Consider the following 20783-nt stretch of genomic DNA (forward strand, 5'->3'; position numbering starts at 1 on the left):
CGACGCAACTCCAGCGCCCGCGGCATGCTCTTCTACCGCCTGCTCCAGCAGGCCGTCGCCACCGACCCACACCCACTGAGCGAACTGATCGTCAGTTCCCCGGACTGGTAAGGCTTACTGCACTCAAGCAGATATGCAGAACATATGTTCGAGCAGCTGATCGAACCGGACGAGGTCGATGCGATCGACCTCGCCGAGCTGCGTTCGCAGTTGTGGGACGTCCCGGTCGAGGGTCCGCCGCCGGAACATGAAGAGGCGACGTTGGCCCGGGTGCTCGCGGAGGCGGCGGCGCGGGTGTGGGACGAGGTCCCGGACGAGGTGTTCGCGTCGGGTCCGCCGGCGGAGGACGTGTTCTCCGCCGCCGATGAGGCGCGGTGGCGGGAGCGGGAAGCGACCGCGTTCGCGTTGTGGGAGCAGGAGTACGCGACCACCGATGGGGCGCTGCGGCGGATCGTGCGTTCGCGGGCCGATGCGGCCCGCTGCAACGGCAGCGAGTTGCGGGGGATGGCGGAGTTCGCGATGGCGCGGGCGCAGGAGGCCGCGGTCGCGGTCGCGCAGGCCGGGCGCCGAGGGCGCGAGCCGGGAGGAGCTGGAGGCGGTGATCGAGGCCGCGGAGGCCTCCGCTGCCGCCGAGCTCGGCGTGGTGCTGCACCTGTCCCCGGCCGCCGCCCGGGCCCGCAGTGATTTCGCCTCCGGGTTGTTGCGTCGGCTGCCCGAGACGCTCAAGGCACTGGAGGCTGGGGGCATCACCGAGCGCGCGGCGAAGGTGCTGTGGGAGGAGACCCGGGACCTGTCCGTCGCCGATGCCGCCCGCATCGAACGGGACTGCCTCGAACGCGCGAAGAACTCCACCCCGGCCTCGTTCGGCCGGCATGTGCGTAAGCGGGTCGAGGAACTCGACCCGGCCGCCGCCCGCAAGCGGCATGAGCGGGCCCGTACCGAACGCCGGGTCTCGATGTCGCCGGCGGGGGACGGGATGGCCTGGATCTCGCTGTTGCTGCCGGCCGAGGAGGCCGTGGCGGTCTACGGGGTGATCGATGCCGCTGCCCGGCAGAAGGTTCCCGGCGATGCCCGGACCCTGGATCAGCGCAAGGCGGACGCCGTCGTCGATCTGATCACCCGCCCCGGCACCCAGGACCCCCGCGTCGGCTACGTCGTGCACCTCCACGGCGAGGCCGGACCAAGCGCGACCGGCGCGGATGAGGGGTTCGTGCAGGTGCAGGGTGGGGAGCGGATCCCGGCGGCGCGGGCGCGGGCCAAGGCGGACCTGACCGTGCATCACCCGTCGGTGCCGGTGGACATCGCCGCGCTGCTCGCGGACTACAACTCCCGCCCCGACATCTACCGGCCCCCGGCCAGGCTGCGCCGGGCGATCCGGGCGCGGGACAAGCACTGCCGGTTCCCCGGCTGCCGGATCCCGGCCGACCGGTGCGAACTCGACCACACCATCGCCTTCGAGATCGGCGGGCGGACCGTCTACTTCAACCTCTCGGCGTTGTGCAAGTTCCATCACCGGATCAAACACATGCCCGGCTGGGCGTGCTCGCAGGACGAACACGGAGTCCTGACCTGGACCACCCCCACCGGGCAGGTGTTCATCACCCGACCACCCCCACCGGTCGGGGACGAACCCCCTGACTTCGAACAACCCCCACCCACACCCTCGCCCTGGACCCGGGCCGGCGCCGCACGGACCGCGGCACCGGCCCCCGGACCCGACGACGAACCGCCCTTCTGAGGACAACCATGCCCGGGTGTCGCGCGTCTGCTCAGTGGACACCGCCCCGGGCGGCGTCCGGGCGTACGAGCAGGGCGGGTACCTGGCGGGTGGGGACATGGCGGGTGGGGACATGGTGGGTGGGGAGATGGCGAACTTGAGTGCCGACGTGGGTGGTTCTGAGCTGGGGTCAGAGGACTGCCAGGTTCAGGACCTTGTCCCTGGGCCCGGCCCCCGCGTCCGCGATCTCCTAGAAGCATGACGACGACCCTCGCCCCGGCCCCCGAGTCCGTGGGCTCGCCGGCCCGGTTGCGGCGGACGAGCGCGGACTTCCTCTCCGAAGCCGCCCGCGCCGCCCGCGTGGATCGCGTCCGTGCCCGGGAGGCCCGGGCGATGGCGGCGGCGTGCGAGCACCGGGCACGTCGAGCGCCGAGTCAGTCCGCGATGTACCTGCGCGAGGCTCTTCGGCTGCGCCGCGAGGCGGCCGCCTTCGAGATCGACGCTGCCCTCCACGACGAAGCCATCGCCGCGGTGTGGCAGTTGATCGATGCCGGGGATGTCCGGGCGGCACACTGACGATCCGTCAGCGGTATCCCACCTACTCGCTGAAGGACCCGTGCCGCCCGGCGCCGCCGGCGAACCGCGACGCACCCGCCGCGCTCTCCCCACTCTGCAGAACGGCCAGCCCGCCCCGCGCCTCGTTCTCCAGCGCGGCTGCGGCGTCCAGCCCGTCCTGCGCGTACGTCGACGCCCGGTCGGCGAGCATGCACGTCTGCGGGAGCTCGGCGATCTGGCGCGCGAGCTCGACCGCCGCGGCCAAGGTCTGCCCGGCCGGGGCGACCCGGTTCGCCAGGCCCATCGCCAGTGACTCCTCCGCGCCGACCGGCCGGCCGGTGAGGATCAGGTCCAGCGCCCGGCTCTGCCCGATCAGGCGGGGCAACCGCACGGTCCCGCCGTCGATGAGCGGCACGCCCCACCTCCGGCAGAAGACGCCGAACACCGCGTCCTCCGCCATGACCCGCAGGTCGCACCAGAGCGCGAGCTCCAGGCCGCCGGCGACGGCGTGGCCCTCCACCGCGGCGATCGTCGGCTTCGCCGGCACGCCCCGGCTCGGCCCCATCGGGCCCGGCTGCCCCGGCCCGAAGGCCGCCAGGTCCTCGCGGCTCAGGCCCGCTGCCGCGAAGGCCGCCAGGTCGTACCCGGCGCAGAACGCGCCGCCGCGCCCCGTGAGCACGGCCGTCCGCACGGCGTCGTTCGCCCCCACCCACGCGAAGGCCGTGCGCAGCTCCGCGGCGGTCTGCGGGTTCACCGCGTTGCGGACCTCCGGCCGGTTGATCGCCACGATCGCGACCGGTCCGTCGAGCTCGACCTGCACGTTGCTCAGCGCCGGCAGGGCGCCGTTCTCGCGGGACGTATCCATGCCCCGCATCGTGTCATCGGCCGGCCCGCGGGTAGTTCCTCCGCACCTCAGCACGTGAACGAAGGGGTAGCAATGGTGGAGCGACGGGAGCAGCGCAGGCGGTCGGGCGAGCGGAACGGGCTCACCCGCGAGAACGTCACGGTCTTCGAGTGGGACGGCTCCACCGACCCGCGGGCGACCGCGCGTCCACCCCGGCCGAACGGGGCGCCCCCAGCCGCGGAGGACTGACCACGGGCATGGGCGCGTCAGCCGCGCTTGCTCCAGTTGTGCACGAGGTAGGAACCGACGAGCACCAGCACGGCCAGGATGACGAGAATCCGCATGGTGGATGTGTACCGCAGCGTCGGCCGGTTGGACACGGCTTCGGCGAAGCGGCCCGCCGGAGCGGCATCGATCGCGACATCGATCGCGACGTTCTTGCGCGGTTCCACGAGCTCCCGGCGCCGCTGACGTGGGAGCAGCTCTGGCGCGAGGACGAGGGGCCGCTCGTCGAGGAGGACGGCGGTGCCGCCTCCCTGGCGCCGCCGCGGCCCGGCCAGGCTCCCACCACTGGAGATGTCATCTGCATAAGAGATGTCATCTCCAGTGCAGGGGACGGGCGCGTCGGGCTCGTCGGCCTCGTCGGGGCGGGAGCGGCGTCCGGTGAACAGCAGGACCGCGCCGGCGGCCATCAACGAGAGCCCGACGCCGATGCGGCCCGCCGGGGTGGTGAGCACCGCGAGCCGGATGAACGGCCAGCCCGCGTACGGGACGACCGCACGGACCTCGGCGGTCCGCGTCCGGGACAGGTCGAGAGTCCATGGATCGGGTTCACGGTTGGCGTCGCCCTTCGTGCGCGCCGTCAGCTGACCGTCCGTCACCCTCAACTCGATGATCCGGTGGGCCACCGGGTGGTTGCCCGGCGGCTCCCAGGGCGACGGCGGCGCGAACATGACGACGTCGCCGACCTCCAGTCCGGCCGCTCCGGTCTCGAGGGCGATCGCCAGGTCGCCGCGGTCGGCGTAGCCGCTCATCGAGCCGGAGAGCACCGGCTGCACCGCGACCCGGCCGGAGAGCATCGCGATCGCGAGCACGATCAGCGCGATCGCGGCGACGTCCGCGAGCAGCCGCCCGGCTGCGCGCACGAGGCGGTTCATCCGCTGGTCCGGTTCGCGCCGCCGCCGACCCACGCAAGGGTGATCGAGTTGGCGGGGATCGTGACCGTGACGCCGAGGCCCAGGATGCCCGTGATCTGAACGGCGAGGTTGTACGTGGCGCCCGGGGCCAGGCTGGTGGCCATCGTGAAAGGCCCGGGCGAGGTCGTCAGCGTGACCCGTCCCGTGCAGGTGACGCCGGAGAACGTGTTCGGGCAGCCGTAGACGGTGAGCGAGCCGATGTTGACCCCGCCCACCCCGACCGTCGCGGTGATCGTCTCCGGAGCGGTGCCGGTGTTCTTGACGGAGAACGTGTCCGAGGCCAGACCGAGCAACGGGAGGACGAAGCTTCCGCTGTACCCGGTCCCGCCCCCGGTCACGTTCGACCCGGTCAGCTGGTAGCCGACCCGGGCCGAGGCGAGCGGGGCGTTCCGGTTCCCGGTCCCGTGCCACGCGCCCCAGGCGCCGGGGGAGACCAGCGAGAGCACCGCCGCCGCGGCCACCCAGAAGGTGGCGCGCGGCGTCATGCTCACCCGTCCGTGCGGTCGTTACCGCCGGTCGCGGTCCCGGTGAACGCCAGCGTCAGGGTGGAGGCCTGGTTCTGGTAGGTCGTCTGATCCGCGGTGCCGCTGAACACGACCCGCACCAGCAGGTGCTTGCTCGCGCCGGCGTTGATCGTCCCGAGGTTCGAGAGCGATCCGAGCGCCGCCGGCGTCGCCTGCGTGCCGAGGTGGTTCGTGCTGCTGCCCGAGCAGGTCGTCGACCCCGCGGCGAACGCGACGTCGCAGGAGGAGATCCAAGCGGTCAGGGCGCCGGGCAGCGTCGCCGTCCCGGACAGCGTGCCGGTGAAGGCCTGCGGCACGGAACCGGTGTTCGTGACCGTCACCCAGCGGTGGAAGTAGTCGCCCGGCAGCAGGTTCGTGATGCCGGTGCTCCAGGTGGCCTGACCGGTGCCGGCGTCCGCGACGTTGACGGTCACCGTCGCCGAGCTCACCGACTGGGTGAGGCTGCCGTCGGACTGCCAGGCGGCCCAGGTGCCCGACGCGGTGACGACCGCGCCGACGGCGAGGAGCAGGGCGGCCGCGCGGCGGCGCCGGGGGCGGCGCGTGGGAGTCGGCTCGGTCATGGCGGGTCCTCTCGAGACCTGGTCAGGTCCTTCACGGCCCCCATCGACCGGCCCGCCACCAACCTGAGCTGTCGGGTCGACGGCAGTTCGGCAAACGCATGCCCATTGGACGGTTCGCTTAAGGTTTTTGTCCGATCCGACAGGTTTGAGTCGGGCTCAGCTAACCCATAGCTCCGTTGCGACTACAGAAAGTAGTCGCTTTTTCGCGTTGGAGCCCCCCACTCCCGGCGCGCGTCCCGAAGGCGTGCCGGGCTCAGGTGACAGCGCGTGTCGATCGAGAGCTTGCTCCGCCCTGCGCGGAGTCGAAGGGAAACACGACACATGGGAATGCACTCCAAGCCTTCGCGAGCGGCCCTGGTCGCCAAGACCGGGGCGTGCTCGGGCGCGGCTCTGTTGCTGAGCGCGTCCGGCATCCTGCTCGCGCCGCCGGCCGGCGCCGACGGCACGCCTCCGGGCGAGGCCGCGACGACCTCCGCGCCGCCGAAGGCCGAGAAGAAGTCGGCCAAGCCGGCCGACCGGCCGGCGAACGTGAACTCCACCGGCGACCCGGCCGACGACCCCGAGGTCGAGGGCGCCGACGCCCCGACCGACGGTCCGACGGTCACCGTCCCGCGCGACCGCAACATCAACGGGGTCGTCAACGTCGCCGACCTGAACGTCCAGGTCGTCGGGCAGGTCTGCAACAACTTCGTGCCGGTCAACGTGCTCGGCGGCCAGGGCGCCGGCGAGGCGGTCACGGGCGGGCTCGCGCTCCTCGGCGACGCGGCCGGGGCGAACGCCGAGAACCTGAAGGCCTGCGAGCAGGTCGTCGACCAGACCGACGGCGTCGGCAGTGAGAATGCCGCCGACGGCGCGGTCGGCGGCACCGAGAACGTCAACGGCCTGATCAACGTCACCGACAACAACGTCCACGTGCCGGTGCAGGTCTGCAACAACTACGTGCCGGTCAACGTGCTCGGCGGGCAGGGCAGCGGCGAGAACGCCACCCTGGCCGGGGCGCTCGGGATCCTCGGCGGAGCGCCGTCGGCGGAGTCGACCTCGGAGAGCTCCAAGTCCTGCGACCAGGACGCGGTGCAGCACGACCGCGACGGGGGCGCCGGTGACCGCAACACCAACGGTCTGATCAACGTCACGGACAACAACGTCCACGTCCCGCTGCAGGGCTGCAACAACTACGTGCCCGTGAACGTCCTGGGCGGCCAGGGCAGCGGCGAGTCCGTCACCGGGGCCGGCGCGTTCGACCTCGGCGGGCTCCTCGGCGAGGACGACGACCCCGCGACGGCGAAGGCCGACGCGAGCAACGCCAAGTCCTGCGACCAGGACGCGGACCAGCACGACGACGACTGATCAGTTCGACGAACGGGCCCTGCTGACGGGCGGGCCTCGACAACAGAAGCAGCTGCACCGAACGGCGCCGGGGGCCCCCGGCGCCGTTCGCCGTCTCCGGGGTGGCGAGTTGCGTCAACTCTCCGCTATCGCTAATGATAATCGTTATCAATAAGCGGAGGGAGCGCTCATGTCGGTAGCGGGGTACACGGTCGTGGTCTGCCAGTCCGGCGGCTGCCGCAGCGGGTTGGGGCTGATGCCCGCCCTGCGGACGCTCGTCCGCGCCACCCCGCACGCGGTGCTGGTGTCCTCCGGCTGCACGGTCGGGACCCTCACCTGCCGCTCCCGCGTCCCCGGGCCGGTGGTGCTCGTGCAGCCCTGCGACGAGCAGCGGCGTCCCGTCGGCGCGGCCGTCCACGTCGGCCCGCTGCGCACGCGCAGCGACGTCGCCGACCTGATCGCCTGGCTCCGCTCCGGGGACCTCGACCCCGCCGACCTGCCCTGGTCGCTGCGGCTGAACACCGGCCCCGCCGCCGCGCTGCACAACTGAGCCCGCGAACCCGTCCCCTCGGAAAGGCCGTTCATGGTTCCCCTCGTCGTCGTCTCCTCGATCGACCCCGTCATGCCGCAGGTGCTCGCGAGCGGGCTGCTCTGCGACGTCCCGGACCTCACGGTCATCCGCCACGAGATCTACGCCGCCGAGCACCGGTTGCGCCGGGTGGTCACGCGCGCCGACCGGGTCGAGGAGGACGTCGACGTCGAGCTCGAGCACACCTGCCTGTCCTGCGCGCTGCGGGCGGACATCGTGCCGACGGTGGTCCGGGTCGCGGCGCAGCAGCCGGCGGCGATCGCGCTCGTCCTACCCGTCACCGCCGACCCGGTGCCGGCGGTGCACGCCCTCGCCCGGCTGCGCGGGGACGGCGTCCGGGTCCGCGCCACGGTCGCGGCCGTCGACGCCCACCGCTTCGAGTGGGACCTGCTGGGCAACGACCTGCTCGCCGAGCGGGACCTCGCGTTCACGCCCGAGGACCGGCGCTCGGTCGGCGAGGCGCTCGCCCGCCAGGTGGAGAGCGCCGACGTGCTCGCCCTGGACGGCGACCTCGGCCGCCGGGCGTCCGTCCTGCTCGACCACCTTGTCGGCGGCGAGCCGCGCCGGGTCGGTCTGCTCGACCTGCAGCCCGCCGACGTGCTCGACCACACGACACCGTTCTCCTGGATCGGCCGCGGCGACCCGGCCCGCGCGCGCCCCACCGGCGCCGCCGCCGACTGCGGGATCTGGACCGTCGACCTGCAGTCCTGGCGTCCCTTTCACCCGCACCGGCTCCGCGCGCAGCTCGAACGCCTCGGCACGGGCCCGCTCCGCGCCCGCGGCTACTTCTGGCTGCCCACGCGATCCGGGCTCCGGTTCATCTGGGACGGCGTCGGCGGCCAGCTCTCCGTCGGCGACGTCGGTTCCTGGGCCGGTCCGCCGTCGACGCGGCTGGTCATCACCGGCACGGAGCGCGACCCCGAGGACCTCCGCGACGCCTTCGACACCGCGCTGATGACGGAGGCCGAACTCGTCGACGGCAGCGACGGCTGGCGCGACCGCGACGACGGCTGGGACGAGCTGCTCGGCCGCTGAACCGGCGTCTGCGCCGCTCAGCCCGTCACCGGCAGGATGTGCGCCGAGACGATCCGGCCCGCGTCGAGCTCCAGCACCCCGAGCGTCCCGTGCGGCTGGCGGCGCTTGTCGGTGGGGGAGCCGGGGTTGAAGATGCGCAGCCCGTCCTCGGTGACGTCCATCGGGATGTGCGAGTGCCCGTAGACGACGAGGTCCGCCGCCGGGAAGCGGCGCCGCATCCGGCGGACGCGCCCGGCGGCGGGGCCGGCGTCGTGGATCATCGCGACGCGCACGCCGGCGAGTTCCAGCTCGAGCGTCTCCGGCGCACCCCAGGCCGCGACCTCCGGGCCGTCGTTGTTGCCGAGCACGACCGAGACCGGCGCGTAGGCGGCCAGCTCGTCGAGGACGCCCGCGGTGCAGACGTCGCCCGCGTGCAGGATCCGGTCGGCGGTGCGCAGCCGGTCGGCCACGCGGGGTGGGCAGCTCTTCCAGAACCGCGGCGCGTGGGTGTCGGAGAGGACGACGATCCGCACCGGTCCAGTGTGTCCGGTCAAGGTGTCCCCGTGGGCCCTGCCCCGGTTCGCGGCGACCGCAAGTAGGTTGGCTCGGCAGGAGACCTTCCCGAGGATGCGGAGGATCGATGGCCGAAAGCGCCCTGATCGGTGTGGTCAGCCATGCGGGACACGGGGAGACGCGCGTCGCCGCCACCCCTGCGACCGTGAAACAGCTGATCGGGCTCGGCTATCGCGTGCTGCTGGAGTCCGGCGCCGGTGTGCTGGCCGGCTTCACCGACGACGCCTACCGCGCGGCCGGGGCCGAGGTCGGCGACACCAAGGCGGCCTGGGGCGCGGACGTGGTGTTCGCGGTGCGCGCGCCCGAGACCGAGGAACTCGCGCTGATCCGTGACGGCGCGACGCTGATCTCGATCCTCGCGCCCGGCCTCAACCCCGACCTGGTCTCCGCGCTCGCGGCCCGGCCCATCACGGCGCTGGCGCTCGACGCGGTTCCCCGCATCTCGCGCGCCCAGTCGATGGACGTGCTCTCCTCGATGGCCAACATCGCCGGGTACCGCGCGGTCGTCGAGGCCGCGCACGTGTTCGGCCGGTTCTTCACCGGGCAGGTGACGGCGGCCGGCAAGGTGCCCCCGGCCAAGGTCCTGGTGGCCGGCGCCGGCGTCGCGGGGCTCGCGGCGATCGGCGCCGCCTCGTCGATGGGGGCGATCGTCCGCGCGACCGACCCGCGGCCCGAGGTCGCCGACCAGGTGAAGTCCCTCGGCGGCGAGTACCTCGCGGTCGACGTCGAGGTGGAGCAGAGCGGGACCGGCTACGCCACGGCCACGCCCGAGGAGTACAACCGCCGCGCCGCGGAGATCTACTCGGAGCAGGCCGCGGACGTCGACATCATCATCACCACCGCCCTGATCCCGGGCCGCCCGGCGCCGAAGCTGATCACGGCCGAGGACGTCGCGTCGATGAAGTCCGGCAGCGTCATCGTCGACATGGCCGCCGCGCAGGGCGGCAACGTCGCCGGGACGAAGGCCGGCGAGGTCGTCGTCACCTCCAACGGCGTCACGATCATCGGCTACACCGACCTGCCGGGACGGCTGCCGACCCAGGCCTCGCAGCTCTACGGGCAGAACCTCGTCAACCTGATGAAGCTGCTGACGCCGGAGAAGAACGGGACGATCGTCCTCGACCTCGACGACGTCGTGCAGCGCGGCATCACCGTCGTGCGTGAGGGCGCGAACCTCTGGCCCCCGCCGCCGGTCCAGGTCTCGGCCGCCCCGGCAGCCAAGCCCGTGGCCGCGCCGGTCGTGAAGCCCGAGAAGAAGATGTCGGCGCAGCTGCAGCTGGGGCTCGTCGCCGTCGGCGCCGCGGTGCTCTTCCTGCTCAACGCCTTCGCGCCCGACCCGATCCCCGAGCACTTCACGGTGCTGACGCTCTCGGTCGTCGTCGGGTACTACGTCATCGGCAAGGTGCACCACGCGCTGCACACGCCGCTGATGTCGGTCACCAACGCGATCTCCGGGATCATCGTCGTCGGAGCGTTGCTGCAGATCGCCCACGACGACGCGACGATCCGGACGCTGTCGTTCCTCGCGATCCTGCTCGCGTCCATCAACGTCTTCGGCGGCTTCGCCGTGACCCGCCGCATGCTCGGCATGTTTTCGAAGGGCTGATGAACGTGGACGCCGAATCCATCGCGCACGCCGCGTACATCGTCGCGGCCCTGCTGTTCATCCTGTCGCTCGCGGGCCTGTCCCGGCACGAGACGGCGCGGCAGGGAATCATCTACGGCATCGCCGGCATGGCGATCGCGCTCGCCGCGGTCATCGGACTGGCCACGGAGGACATCGACGCCACCGGCGGCATCCTGATGGCGGTCGCCGTCGGCATCGGTGCGGTGATCGGGCTCTGGCGGGCGAAGGTCGTCGAGATGACCGGCATGCCCGAGCTGATCGCGCTGCTGCACAGCTTCGTCGGCCTCGCGGCCGTGCTCGTCGGCTGGAACGGGTACTACGAGGTCGAGGACGACCCGACCCAGACGCACTACACGGGTTCGCTGCTCGACATCCACCACGCCGAGGTGATGATCGGCGTCTTCATCGGCGCCGTGACGTTCACCGGCTCGGTCGTCGCGTACCTGAAGCTCTCGGCGAAGATCAAGTCCGCGCCGCTGATGCTGCCGGGGCGCAACTACCTGAACCTCGGGATGCTCGTCGCGTTCGCGGCGTGCACGGTCGCGTTCACGGTCGAGCCGAACCTCGGCCTGCTGATCGCCGTCACCGTGATCGCGCTCGTGCTCGGGATCCACCTGGTCGCGGCGATCGGCGGCGGCGACATGCCCGTCGTCGTCTCGATGCTGAACAGCTACTCGGGCTGGGCCGCGGCCGCCGCGGGCTTCCTGCTCTCGAACAACCTGCTGATCACGACCGGTGCGCTCGTGGGCTCCTCCGGCGCCTACCTGAGCTACATCATGTGCAAGGCGATGAACCGCTCGTTCATCTCGGTCATCGCCGGCGGGTTCGGCATGGAGGCCCCGTCCGGCGACGCGGGCGAGCAGGGCGAGCACCGCGAGATCACCGCCGACGGAGTCGCCGAGCTGCTCGCCGACGCGGAGTCGGTCATCATCACCCCCGGCTACGGCATGGCCACCGCGCAGGCGCAGTACGCCGTCGCGGAGCTGACGCGGAAACTGCGCGACCGTGGCATCGAGGTCCGGTTCGGCATCCACCCGGTCGCCGGCCGCCTGCCCGGGCACATGAACGTGCTGCTCGCCGAGGCGAAGGTGCCGTACGACATCGTCCTGGAGATGGACGAGATCAACGACGACTTCCCGTCGACGTCGGTGGTCCTCGTCATCGGCGCCAACGACACCGTCAACCCGGCGGCGCTGGAGGACCCGGGCAGCCCGATCGCCGGCATGCCGGTCCTGCCGGTGTGGGAGTCCCGTCAGGTCATCGTCTTCAAGCGCTCGATGGCGACGGGGTACGCGGGCGTGCAGAACCCGCTGTTCTTCAAGGAGAACACCTCGATGCTCTTCGGCGACGCGAAGGCCCGGGTCGAGGACATCCTGCGCAGCCTCGACGCGCTCGCTCCCGCGGGGGCGGGTTCGGCGTCCCGCTAGCCGGCGGAGTTGGTCGAGCGCCCGTTCGCGCGGGCCAGGAACTTTTCCGCGTCGACGACGGCCCGGGTGACCTGGCCGCTGGCGACGAGGCCTCCGTCGGCGTGCTCGGCGGCCACCTCGAAGCGCATCTGCCGGCCGTCCACGTCGGCGAGCCGGGCGTGGACGATCACCTCGGCGCCGAGCGGGCTGGGTCGCATGTGCTCGATCTGGATGCGCATGCCGACCGAGGTCTGACCGGGTGCGAGCTCCGCGGCGCCGGCCTCGACCGTCGCGGCCTCCATCAGGGCCAGCAGGCGCGGGGTCGCGAGCACCTCGACGCTGCCGGAGCCGAGCGCGAGCGCGGTGTCGTCCGGTCCGACAACGTGACGGACCGTCGCCTGCCTGCGGGAACCGGGGGCCTCCACGCCTTCGAGATTAGCCTCCTCGACGATCTTCGTCGCCTGTCCGGTTTGTGAGAGTCTGCAGCCGTGGGTGCGATTTCCTCCGAGGTACTGGCCGAACTGACGGCCGCTCTGCCCGACGGCGTGGTCCTCACCGACCCCGACGGGCTCGACAAGTACCGCTGGGACCGGGCCCTGGACCCGGCCGCCGAGCCACCGCTCGCGGCCGTCCGCGCCGAGTGCACCGAGCACGTCCAGACCACGATGCGCTGGGCGACCCAGCACCGGATCCCGGTCGTCCCCCGCGGCGCGGGCAGCGGCCTGTCCGGCGGGGCCGGCGGCATCGCCCGCGGCGTCGTCGTCTCCACGGAGCGGATGCGCGAGATCTCCGTCGACCCCGTCACCCGGATCGCCGTCGCGCAACCGGGGCTGTTCAACGCGGAGGTGAAGAAGGCCGCCGCCGAGGTCGGGCTCTGGTACCCGCCGGACCCGTCCTCGTTCGAGATCTGCTCGATCGGCGGCAACGTCGCCACCAACGCCGGCGGGCTGTGCTGCGTGAAGTACGGCGTGACCACGGACTACGTGCTGGGCATGCAGGTCGTCCTCGCCGACGGGCGGGCCATCCGCCTGGGCGGGCCCCGGGTCAAGGACGTCGCGGGGCTCTCGCTCACGAAGCTGTTCGTCGGCAGTGAGGGGACGCTCGGGATCATCACCGAGGTGACGCTGCGCCTGATGCCGGCGCAGCCGCCCGCGCACACGCTGGTCGCGACGTTCCGGGACACCCGCGACGCGACGGCCGCGATCCTGAAGATCACCTCGACCATGCGCCCGTCGATGCTCGAGTACATGGACAACGCCTCGATCAACGCGGTCGAGGACGTCATGAAGATGGGTCTCGACCGCTCGGCCGCCGCGATCGTCGTCGCCAAGTCCGACGCCGGGGACCAGCGGGAGATCGACACCCTCCTCGACGCCTGCCACTCGAACGGTTGCACCGAGTGCTTCCACACCGACGACGAGACCGAGGGCGAGATGTTCGTCGCCGCCCGCCGGGCCGTCATCCCGTCGGTGGAGCGCAAGGGCCGGCTGCTGCTTGAGGACGTCGGCGTCCCGGTGCCGCGACTGCCCGACCTCGTCGCCGGGATCGAGAAGATCGCCGACGACCGTCAGGTCGTGATCGCGCTGATCGCCCACGCGGGCGACGGCAACACGCACCCGCTGATCGTGGTGGACCCGTCCGACCCGGACTGCGAGCGCCGGGCCACCCTCGCGTTCGGCGAGATCATGGACCTCGCCATCGCCCTCGGCGGCACGATCACCGGCGAGCACGGCGTCGGCCGCCTCAAGCGCCCGTGGCTGCGGGACCAGGTCGGCGACGACGTCCTCGACGTCACCCGCGCGATCAAGAACGCCCTTGACCCCCTCGGCATCCTCAACCCGGGGACCATCCTCGACTGACCCGCCGGCATGTCAGGAAAGGGTGACACCCTTTCTTGACATCGCGAGCGGGGGTCAGCCGGTAATGGGGGTCAGGCCGGCGGCCTCGATGCCGGCGACGGCGGCGGCCTCGTCGTTGTCGGAGGTGTCGCCGGAGATCCCGACGGCGCCGATCGTCGCCCCGTCGGCCTTCACCAGCACGCCGCCGGGAACCGGGATCAGCGCGCCGCCGATCGCCGCGCCGGCGGCGGAGACGAAGTAGGGCTGCTGCTCGGCGCGGGCCATCAGGGCGCGGGAGCCGACGCCGATCGAGATCGCGCCGAACGCCTTGCCGTGGGCGATCTCGAACCGCTTGTTCGACGAGCCGTCCTCACGCTCGACGGCGAGGACGTTGCCACCCGCGTCGAGAACAACGACGGTCAGCGGCGAGAAGCCCTTGTCCGCACCGAACTTCCGCGCGGCCGCGACGATCGTGCGCGCGGTCTCCAGGTTGATGCTCACGAGCGCTGTCCCATCTGTGAAAGGCCCTTCTTGGCCTCGGCCCGGAGGGCGTGCAGGATCGGTTCGGTGTAGCCGGACGGGGACTCGGTGCCCCGGAAGATCAGGTCGTGCGCGGCCCGGAACGCCGGACCGTCGAAGCCCGGCGCCATCGGGGTGTAGAGCGGGTCGCCGGCGTTCTGCCCGTCGACGACGACGGCCATCCGGCGCAGGGCGTCCTCGACCTCCTCGGCCGTGACCACGCCGTGCAGGAGCCAGTTCGCGATGTGCTGGCTGGAGATCCGGCAGGTCGCGCGGTCCTCCATCAGGCCGACGTTGGAGATGTCCGGGACCTTCGAGCACCCGATGCCCAGGTCCACCCAGCGCACGACGTAGCCCAGGATCCCCTGCGCGTTGTTGTCGAGCTCGGCCCGGCGCTCCTCCGGGGTCCAGTCGACGGCCGGGGCGAGCGGGACCTGCAGCAGCTCGTCGAGCGAGGCCCGGGTCTGCCCGGCCAGCTCCTGCTGACGGGCGGTCACATCGACGCGGTGGTAGTGCGTCGCGTGCAGGGTGGCGGCGGTCGGGGACGGGACCCAGGCGCAGTTGGCGCCGGCCTGCGGGTGGCCGATCTTCTGCGCCAGCATGTCGGCCATGCGGTCCGGGGCGGCCCACATGCCCTTGCCGATCTGGGCGCGTCCGGCCAGGCCGCAACGTAGGCCGACGTCGACGTTCCAGTTCTCGTAGGCGGCGATCCACGTCGTCGCCTTCATGTCGTTCTTCCGCACGACCGGGCCCGCCTGCATCGAGGTGTGGATCTCGTCGCCGGTCCGGTCGAGGAAGCCGGTGTTGATGAAGACGACCCGCGAGGACGCGGCGCGGATGCACTCGGCGAGGTTGACGGTGGTCCGCCGCTCCTCGTCCATGATCCCCATCTTCAGTGTGTCCGTCGGCAGGGCCAGGGTGCGCTCGACCGCGGCGAAGAGGTCGGAGGTCAACGCGACCTCGTCCGGGCCGTGCATCTTCGGCTTCACCAGGTAGATGGACCCGGCGGGGGAGTTGCGGTCCGCCGCGTCGCGCAGCCGGTCGCGCAGCGCGCAGGCCGAGACGACGAAGGCGTCGAGGATGCCCTCGCCGATGTCGCGGCCGTCGCGGTCACGCACGGCGGAGGTCGTCATCAGGTGGCCGACGGTCCGGGCGAGCAGCAGCGACCGCGCACGCAGGCGCGCCGGCGAGCCGTCGGCGGCGGTGTACTCGCGGTCCGGGTTGACGGTGCGGGTGAACGTCTGGCCGTTCTTGTGCACCGGGGCGGACAACGACCCGCGCATCAGGCCGAGCCAGTTCCGGTAGGCCTCGACCTTGTCCTCGGCGTCGACGCAGGCGACCGAGTCCTCGAAGTCCATGATCGCGGTGACCGCCGACTCCAAAACGACGTCCGCGACGCCGGCCGCGTCGGTCGCACCGACCGAGTGCGCCCGGTCGATGCGGATCTCGATCCCGAGGCCGTGGTTGCGCAGCAGCACGGCGGTCGGCGTCGCGGCCTCGCCGACGTGGCCGGCGAACGCGGCCGGGTCCGCGAGGCCCACGGCGCGGCCGTCGTCCAGGGTGACGCGCAGCGCGCGGTCCGCGACGGAGTAGGCGGTCGCGGCGGAGTGCGAGCCGTCGGCCAGCGGGACGACGTCGTCGAGGAACGCCCGGGCCCAGGCGATCACGTGCTTGCCGCGGTCCGGGTCGTACGGCCCGGGCGGCGGCGCCTCGCCGAGGGCGTCGGTGCCGTAGAGCGCGTCGTAAAGCGATCCCCACCGCGCGTTGACGGCGTTGAGCGCGTAGCGGGCGTTGGTCACCGGCACGACGAGCTGCGGCCCGTTGATCGAGGAGATCTCCGGGTCGGTGTTCGCGGTCGTGACGGTGAACTCCGGCCCGGGCGGGACGAGGTAGCCCAGGCCCTCCAGGAGCCGCCGGTACCCGGCTGGGTCCCCGAGGCCGCCGTGGCCGCGGTGCCAGTCGTCGATCGCGGCCTGCAGCCGCTCCCGGACCGTGAGCAGCTCACGGTTCCGCGGCCCCAGGGTGTGGACCGCGTCCGAGAGGCCCGCGAAGAACTGGTCCGCGGACACCCCGGTCGGGGGCAGGACCTCGGTCGTGACGAAGGCGTGCAGTCCGGCGTCGACCGTGAGGTCGGCGACGGAGACCGACGTGGGGCTGGAGGACATCGCGCACTCCCGTCTGTGTGGCCCATCCGCTGAGCTCGGCTCTACCTTGTCACCCGAGGCGTGCCCCGATCCGGTCGGGGAAGTCAGGGGACATGACGGTGGTCTCGGATTCCGTACCGGCGGCGCCCCGGCGGGACCGCTGATGGCGCGCAAGGGCGACTCGCTGACCGAGTACCGGCGCAAGCGGGACTTCGAGAGGACGCCCGAGCCGGCGGGCGGGGAGAGTCCGGAGCCGGGGGCGCGGCCGCGGTTCGTCGTCCAGCGGCACCGGGCCCGGCGGCTGCACTACGACGTCCGGTTCGAGATCGACGGAGCGCTGGCCAGCTGGGCCGTCCCGAAGGGTCCGACGCTCGACCCCTCCGCCCGGCGGATGGCGGTCCACGTCGAGGACCACCCGCTCGAGTACATCGACTTCGAGGGCGTCATCCCCTCGGGCGAGTACGGCGGGGGCGACGTCATCGTCTGGGACACCGGCGAGTGGGAGCCCCACGGCACCGACGACCCGGCGGCGGCCGTCGCCAACGGCGAGCTGCACGCCGAGGTGTTCGGCGAGAAGCTGCGCGGCCGGTTCGTGCTCGTGCGCCGCGAGCAGGACGGGGTCAAGGTCGGCAAGGAGAACTGGCTCCTGCTGCACAAGAAGGACGACCACGCCGTCGAGGGCTGGGACCCCGAGGAGCACCCGCGCTCGGTGCTGTCCGGCCGCACCAACGACGAGGTGGCCGTCGCGCCCGACAAGGCGTGGCACTCGGACCGGCCGGCGGCGGAGGCCGCCGAGGTGTTGCGCCCGGAACCGGTGCCGGGACCGAGCGAGGACGAGCTCGCCGCGTTGGACGAGTTCGGCAAGTCCGGGTCGTGGGAGATCTTCGGCCGGCGGCTCAAGGTCACCAACCTCGACAAGGTGCTGTTCCCGGGTCGCAAGGGCGGGAAGCCGATCACGAAGCGGGAGTTCCTGCGCTACGCGGCGACGATCGCGCCGGTCGCGCTGCCGTACCTGCAGGGCCGGGCGCTGAACCTGCACCGCTACCCGGACGGGACGGAGCAGAAGGGCTTCTGGCACAAGCAGCTCCCGCAGCACGCCCCGGAGTGGATCGCCCGCTGGGACAACCCCGAGGCCGACCCGGGGGAGACGACCACCTACCTCGTCGTCGACGAGCCGGCCGCGCTGGTCTGGGCGGCGAACTTCGGCGGGCTCGAGTGGCACCCGTGGACCTCGCGGACCGAGGCGATGCACGAGCCCACCTACGCGCTGATCGACCTCGACCCGGGGCCGCGGACGACCTGGGACGAGCTGCTCACCCTCGCCCGCCTGCACCGCACCGCGCTCGAGCACCTCGACGTGATCGCGCGGCCGAAGCTGACGGGGAGTCGGGGGATTCAGATCTGGATCCCGATCGAGCCCGGACCGTCGTTCGACGAGACGCGGGCCTGGGTGGAGAAGGTCTCGCGCTCCGTCGGCGCCGTCGTGCCGGAGCTCGTGTCCTGGAAGTGGGAGAAGAGCGACCGGGACGGGCTCGCGCGGCTCGACTACACCCAGAACGCGATCAACAAGACGCTCGTCGCGCCGTTCAGTCCGCGGCCGTCGGCGGGTGCCCCGGTCTCGGTCCCGATCGAGTGGGACGAGCTCGACGACGAGAAGCTGCGCTCGGACACGTTCACGATCCGCACCGTGGGGGACCGCCTCGCGGAGCGCGGCGACCCGTTCCGTGCCCTGCTCGGTGTCCGGCAGACGCTGCCGAAGCTCACCTGACTGCCCGTTAGCCTGAGCGGAATGGACGACCTGCTCGAGCGCCTGCTGACGCCGGCGGAGCGCAAGCTCCTGCGCCCGGCGAAGGCGGACTTCGTCCCGCCGATGCTCGCCTCGCCCGCGGACCGGCCCGCGACCGGCGACGGGTGGCTCTACGAGCGCAAGCTCGACGGCGTGCGGATCCTCGCGGTCCGGGGCGAGCAGAACACCCGCCTGTACTCACGGATCCAGCGCGACAACAGCGCGACGTTCCCGGAGGTCGTCGCAGCCCTCAACGTCGCCGCCCCGCCCGGCCTCGTCGTCGACGGCGAGGTCGTCGCGTTCGACGGGGACGCCACGAGCTTCGGCCTGCTCCAGCAGCGTCTCGGCATCAACGACGTCCGGCGGTCGCTGGCGGTCGGGGTGCCGGTCCACTACTTCCTCTTCGACGTCCTCGTGTACTCCGGTCAGGATCTGACGCAGCTTCCGTTGAGCACCCGCAAGCAGGTGCTGGCCGAGGTCGTCACCTACGTCGACCCGTTGCGGTTCAGCGACCACCGCGAGGGCGTCGGTGTCGAGTTCCTCCGCGAGGCCTGCGCCGGCGGCTGGGAGGGACTCATCGCCAAGCGGGCGCACAGCCGGTACGAAGCGGGGCGAAGGTCCTCGCACTGGCTGAAGCTCAAGTGCGTGCGGGAGCAGGAGTTCGTCGTCGGCGGGTTCACCGTCTCGGCCGCGGCGGGGCGCACCGGATTCGGGGCGCTGCTTGTCGGCTACTACGACGGCGACGACCTGCGCTACGCCGGCAAGGTCGGCACGGGCTTCGACCAGAAGACGCTGCTCGCGCTGCGCGGCGCGCTCGACGACCTGACCCTTCCGGACTCGCCCTTCGTCGACGCCCCACGCTCGAAGGACGCGCGCTGGGTCGACCCGATCCTCGTCGCGCAGGTCGGCTTCACCGAGTGGACCCGCGACGGGAAGCTGCGCCATCCCCGCTACCTCGGCCTCCGGCACGACAAGGACGCGCGCGACGTCACCCGGTGAGAACGGGACTTTGGTCCTGCCGGTTCGGGGACGAAAAACCTCTAGGACTGGCCGGTTCGGGGGAGAACGCTGTCCGGCATGGGGGATCCGGGGGGTCCGATGATTCCGCACTCCGTCGCGGCCGTGGTGGCGTCGGCGGGCCGGCGCTTCGCCGACCGCGGCGGGAACTCGTTGCGCCTCGAGGTCACCGGCCGGCTCGTCACGCTGCGCGGACCGGAGCGGGGGGACGGTCCGGAGCAGCTCCTCGAAGCCGGGATCGCGTTGTTCGACCTACGGGTGGGAGCGGAGGAACGGGGGATGCGGGCGGAGGTCGCGGTGCTGCCGCCCGAGGACCTGACGGCGTGGGCGACGGTGACGCTGCATCCTCGTGCGCTCCACCGCGACCCGGGCGAGATCGCGTGGCCGGCGCGGCCACGGTTGCTCGGCGTGGGCCGGTCGGGACGACGGAGCGCCCGCGAACTCGTCGCCGCGTGCGAGCGCGGTGCGGCGAGCGAGGGCATCGCGCTGCGGGTCGCGCCGATGCCGCTGCCGACTCACGTCGGGTTGACCCTGCGCGCCCGCGGGGACGACCCGGCTCACTGGATCGCGCTCGGCCAGTGCTGGGCGGGCATCGCGCGCCTCGCCGACCGCTGCGGGTGGATCGCCCACCTGCGCACGCGTCCGGGTGCGACGCCCACGCTCGGCCGCTTCCTCGGCGCGCAGGTCGAGGTGTGGCTGCTGGCCCGCGAGACACCCCCGCCCGGGAGGGCGGCGGTCGCCACTGACGAGTGGTTCGGGTTCTGATCGTCGTGTGCGAAGGTGACGCCCATGCGGAGTCATCTGTTCAGCGCCAATGTCGAGCTCGAGACCAGTGACTACATGTCGCTGCAGAACCCCAAGCTGCTCAAGGTGAAACTGAACGGGGAGCTGCTGGCCCGCCAGGGGGCGATGGTCGCGTACCAGGGCGCGATGGAGTTCGCCTACGAGGGCGCCGGCGGCATGAAGAAGCTGCTGAAGAAGGTCGCCACCGGCGAGGGTGTCCCGCTCATGCGCTGCCGGGGGCAGGGTGACCTGTTCCTCGCGCAGAACGCCTACGACCTCTACCTCGTCGATCTCGAAGGCGACTCCCTCACCGTCAACGGCGACAACGTCCTCGCGTTCGACCCGAACCTGACGTGGGACATCCGCCGCGTCGAGGGCGCGTCGATGCTCGCGGGCGGCGTGTTCAACATGGTCTTCACCGGCGTCGGACGCATCGCGCTCTCCTCGTTCGGGACGCCGGTCGTGCTCGACGCCTCGCAGGCGCCCACCTTCGCCGACCTGCAGTCCGCGATCGCTTGGTCGTCCTCGCTCTCGACCCGGCTCGTCCGCACAGCCGGCGCCTCGGCCCTGATCGGCCGCGGCTCCGGCGAGGCGTTCCAGCTCGCGTTCGAGGGTCAGGGCTTCGTCGTCGTCCAGTCCTCCGAGGGCCCGTACGTCGCTCCTCACAACCACTGACCCCGTTGCGTCCGAACATGTGGTCGCTATTGCAGCCACATCGTCGGACGCAAGGAATGGTTCGGCGTCGCGGGAACTTGGGGACAAGGA

The 20783-nt window shown here is 72.1% G+C and carries 22 protein-coding genes and 1 pseudogene; 15 read left to right on the plus strand and 8 right to left on the minus strand.

Annotated features, from left to right (window positions below; all coding sequences use genetic code 11):
* The 4 genes and pseudogenes from ABD401_RS25145 to ABD401_RS24660 all read left to right on the plus strand — a co-directional run.
* A pseudogene (locus tag ABD401_RS25145) lies at nucleotides 1-111 on the plus strand (IS1595 family transposase); the annotation flags it as partial.
* 33 nt (nucleotides 112-144) lie between these two features.
* Nucleotides 145-684: a hypothetical protein gene (locus tag ABD401_RS24650; RefSeq protein ID WP_344609818.1), complete on the plus strand. Its 540-nt coding sequence runs from the start codon at nucleotides 145-147 to the stop codon at nucleotides 682-684.
* Nucleotides 599-1738 carry an HNH endonuclease signature motif containing protein gene (locus ABD401_RS24655; protein ID WP_344609820.1) on the plus strand — a complete coding sequence of 380 codons (1140 nt, stop codon included), beginning with the start codon at nucleotides 599-601 and terminating at the stop codon, nucleotides 1736-1738. Before ABD401_RS24650 ends, ABD401_RS24655 begins: the two co-directional genes overlap by 86 nt.
* Nucleotides 1739-1975: 237 nt before the next feature.
* Nucleotides 1976-2293, plus strand: a complete 318-nt coding sequence (locus tag ABD401_RS24660) for a hypothetical protein (RefSeq protein ID WP_344609822.1) — start codon at nucleotides 1976-1978, stop codon at nucleotides 2291-2293.
* A 22-nt stretch (nucleotides 2294-2315) separates the two neighbouring features.
* Here the strand turns inward: ABD401_RS24660 and ABD401_RS24665 are convergent, their stop codons facing one another.
* Nucleotides 2316-3137 carry a crotonase/enoyl-CoA hydratase family protein gene (locus ABD401_RS24665; protein WP_344609824.1) on the minus strand — a complete coding sequence of 274 codons (822 nt, stop codon included), beginning with the start codon at nucleotides 3135-3137 and terminating at the stop codon, nucleotides 2316-2318.
* 72 nt (nucleotides 3138-3209) lie between these two features.
* Here ABD401_RS24665 and ABD401_RS24670 point away from each other — a divergent pair, with 72 nt between their 5' ends.
* A complete protein-coding gene (locus ABD401_RS24670) occupies nucleotides 3210-3365 on the plus strand; it encodes a hypothetical protein (protein WP_344609826.1) in 156 nt (51 codons plus the stop codon).
* A gap of 17 nt (nucleotides 3366-3382) precedes the next feature.
* Here the strand turns inward: ABD401_RS24670 and ABD401_RS24675 are convergent, their stop codons facing one another.
* Genes ABD401_RS24675 through ABD401_RS24685 form a run of 3 tightly spaced genes read right to left on the minus strand, consistent with a single transcriptional unit; the run spans nucleotide 3383 to nucleotide 5396 of the window.
* Nucleotides 3383-4273, minus strand: a complete 891-nt coding sequence (locus ABD401_RS24675) for a signal peptidase I (RefSeq protein WP_344609828.1) — start codon at nucleotides 4271-4273, stop codon at nucleotides 3383-3385.
* Nucleotides 4270-4797: a hypothetical protein gene (locus ABD401_RS24680; RefSeq protein WP_344609830.1), complete on the minus strand. Its 528-nt coding sequence runs from the start codon at nucleotides 4795-4797 to the stop codon at nucleotides 4270-4272. The genes ABD401_RS24675 and ABD401_RS24680 overlap by 4 nt, the downstream gene beginning before the upstream one ends.
* Nucleotides 4798-4799: 2 nt before the next feature.
* The gene (locus tag ABD401_RS24685) at nucleotides 4800-5396 is read right to left on the minus strand and encodes a hypothetical protein (RefSeq protein WP_344609832.1); all 597 of its coding nucleotides are present in this window, start codon (nucleotides 5394-5396) and stop codon (nucleotides 4800-4802) included.
* A 321-nt stretch (nucleotides 5397-5717) separates the two neighbouring features.
* Here ABD401_RS24685 and ABD401_RS24690 point away from each other — a divergent pair, with 321 nt between their 5' ends.
* The 3 genes from ABD401_RS24690 to ABD401_RS24700 all read left to right on the plus strand — a co-directional run bounded on the left by ABD401_RS24690 (nucleotide 5718) and on the right by ABD401_RS24700 (nucleotide 8346).
* Nucleotides 5718-6743, plus strand: coding sequence for a hypothetical protein (locus ABD401_RS24690; protein WP_344609834.1), 1026 nt, complete (start codon nucleotides 5718-5720; stop codon nucleotides 6741-6743).
* 169 nt (nucleotides 6744-6912) lie between these two features.
* Entirely contained in the window at nucleotides 6913-7272 is a 360-nt protein-coding gene (locus ABD401_RS24695; RefSeq protein WP_344609836.1) for a hypothetical protein, read from the plus strand.
* A 33-nt stretch (nucleotides 7273-7305) separates the two neighbouring features.
* Nucleotides 7306-8346, plus strand: a complete 1041-nt coding sequence (locus tag ABD401_RS24700; RefSeq protein ID WP_344609838.1) for a CobW family GTP-binding protein — start codon at nucleotides 7306-7308, stop codon at nucleotides 8344-8346.
* Between the two features lie 17 nt (nucleotides 8347-8363).
* Here ABD401_RS24700 and ABD401_RS24705 read toward each other — a convergent pair whose 3' ends face one another.
* Nucleotides 8364-8858: a metallophosphoesterase family protein gene (locus ABD401_RS24705; protein WP_344609840.1), complete on the minus strand. Its 495-nt coding sequence runs from the start codon at nucleotides 8856-8858 to the stop codon at nucleotides 8364-8366.
* Nucleotides 8859-8965: 107 nt separating this feature from the next.
* Between ABD401_RS24705 and ABD401_RS24710 the strand changes: the two genes are divergently transcribed.
* Nucleotides 8966-10504 (plus strand): Re/Si-specific NAD(P)(+) transhydrogenase subunit alpha, encoded by a 1539-nt coding sequence (locus ABD401_RS24710; RefSeq protein WP_344609842.1) that lies wholly within the window; start codon nucleotides 8966-8968, stop codon nucleotides 10502-10504.
* The gene (pntB, locus tag ABD401_RS24715; protein ID WP_425566248.1) at nucleotides 10504-11952 is read left to right on the plus strand and encodes a Re/Si-specific NAD(P)(+) transhydrogenase subunit beta; all 1449 of its coding nucleotides are present in this window, start codon (nucleotides 10504-10506) and stop codon (nucleotides 11950-11952) included. The genes ABD401_RS24710 and pntB overlap by 1 nt, the downstream gene beginning before the upstream one ends.
* Here pntB and ABD401_RS24720 read toward each other — a convergent pair.
* Nucleotides 11949-12356, minus strand: a complete 408-nt coding sequence (locus ABD401_RS24720) for a thioesterase family protein (protein ID WP_344609846.1) — start codon at nucleotides 12354-12356, stop codon at nucleotides 11949-11951. The genes pntB and ABD401_RS24720 overlap by 4 nt on opposite strands.
* 63 nt (nucleotides 12357-12419) lie before the next feature.
* Between ABD401_RS24720 and ABD401_RS24725 the strand changes: the two genes are divergently transcribed.
* Nucleotides 12420-13790, plus strand: a complete 1371-nt coding sequence (locus tag ABD401_RS24725) for an FAD-binding oxidoreductase (RefSeq protein WP_344609848.1) — start codon at nucleotides 12420-12422, stop codon at nucleotides 13788-13790.
* A 54-nt stretch (nucleotides 13791-13844) separates the two neighbouring features.
* Here the strand turns inward: ABD401_RS24725 and ABD401_RS24730 are convergent, their stop codons facing one another.
* A complete protein-coding gene (locus ABD401_RS24730; RefSeq protein WP_344609850.1) occupies nucleotides 13845-14270 on the minus strand; it encodes a GlcG/HbpS family heme-binding protein in 426 nt (141 codons plus the stop codon).
* A complete protein-coding gene (locus ABD401_RS24735; protein WP_344609852.1) occupies nucleotides 14267-16453 on the minus strand; it encodes a malate synthase G in 2187 nt (728 codons plus the stop codon). The genes ABD401_RS24730 and ABD401_RS24735 overlap by 4 nt, the downstream gene beginning before the upstream one ends.
* A gap of 142 nt (nucleotides 16454-16595) precedes the next feature.
* Here ABD401_RS24735 and ABD401_RS24740 point away from each other — a divergent pair, with 142 nt between their 5' ends.
* From ABD401_RS24740 to ABD401_RS24755, 4 genes are all read left to right on the plus strand, one after another.
* Complete coding sequence (locus ABD401_RS24740) at nucleotides 16596-18200, plus strand: non-homologous end-joining DNA ligase LigD (RefSeq protein ID WP_344609854.1); 1605 nt, start codon at nucleotides 16596-16598, stop codon at nucleotides 18198-18200.
* 21 nt (nucleotides 18201-18221) lie between these two features.
* Nucleotides 18222-19217, plus strand: coding sequence for a non-homologous end-joining DNA ligase (gene ligD, locus ABD401_RS24745; protein ID WP_344609856.1), 996 nt, complete (start codon nucleotides 18222-18224; stop codon nucleotides 19215-19217).
* A gap of 78 nt (nucleotides 19218-19295) precedes the next feature.
* A complete protein-coding gene (locus tag ABD401_RS24750; protein WP_344609858.1) occupies nucleotides 19296-20000 on the plus strand; it encodes a hypothetical protein in 705 nt (234 codons plus the stop codon).
* Nucleotides 20001-20024: 24 nt separating this feature from the next.
* On the plus strand, nucleotides 20025-20693 hold the full coding sequence (locus ABD401_RS24755; protein ID WP_344609860.1) for an AIM24 family protein: 669 nt from the start codon (nucleotides 20025-20027) through the stop codon (nucleotides 20691-20693).
* Nucleotides 20694-20783 lie beyond the last annotated feature (90 nt).

The organism is Sporichthya brevicatena (genome assembly GCF_039525035.1).
GTDB classification, from domain to species: domain Bacteria; phylum Actinomycetota; class Actinomycetes; order Sporichthyales; family Sporichthyaceae; genus Sporichthya; species Sporichthya brevicatena.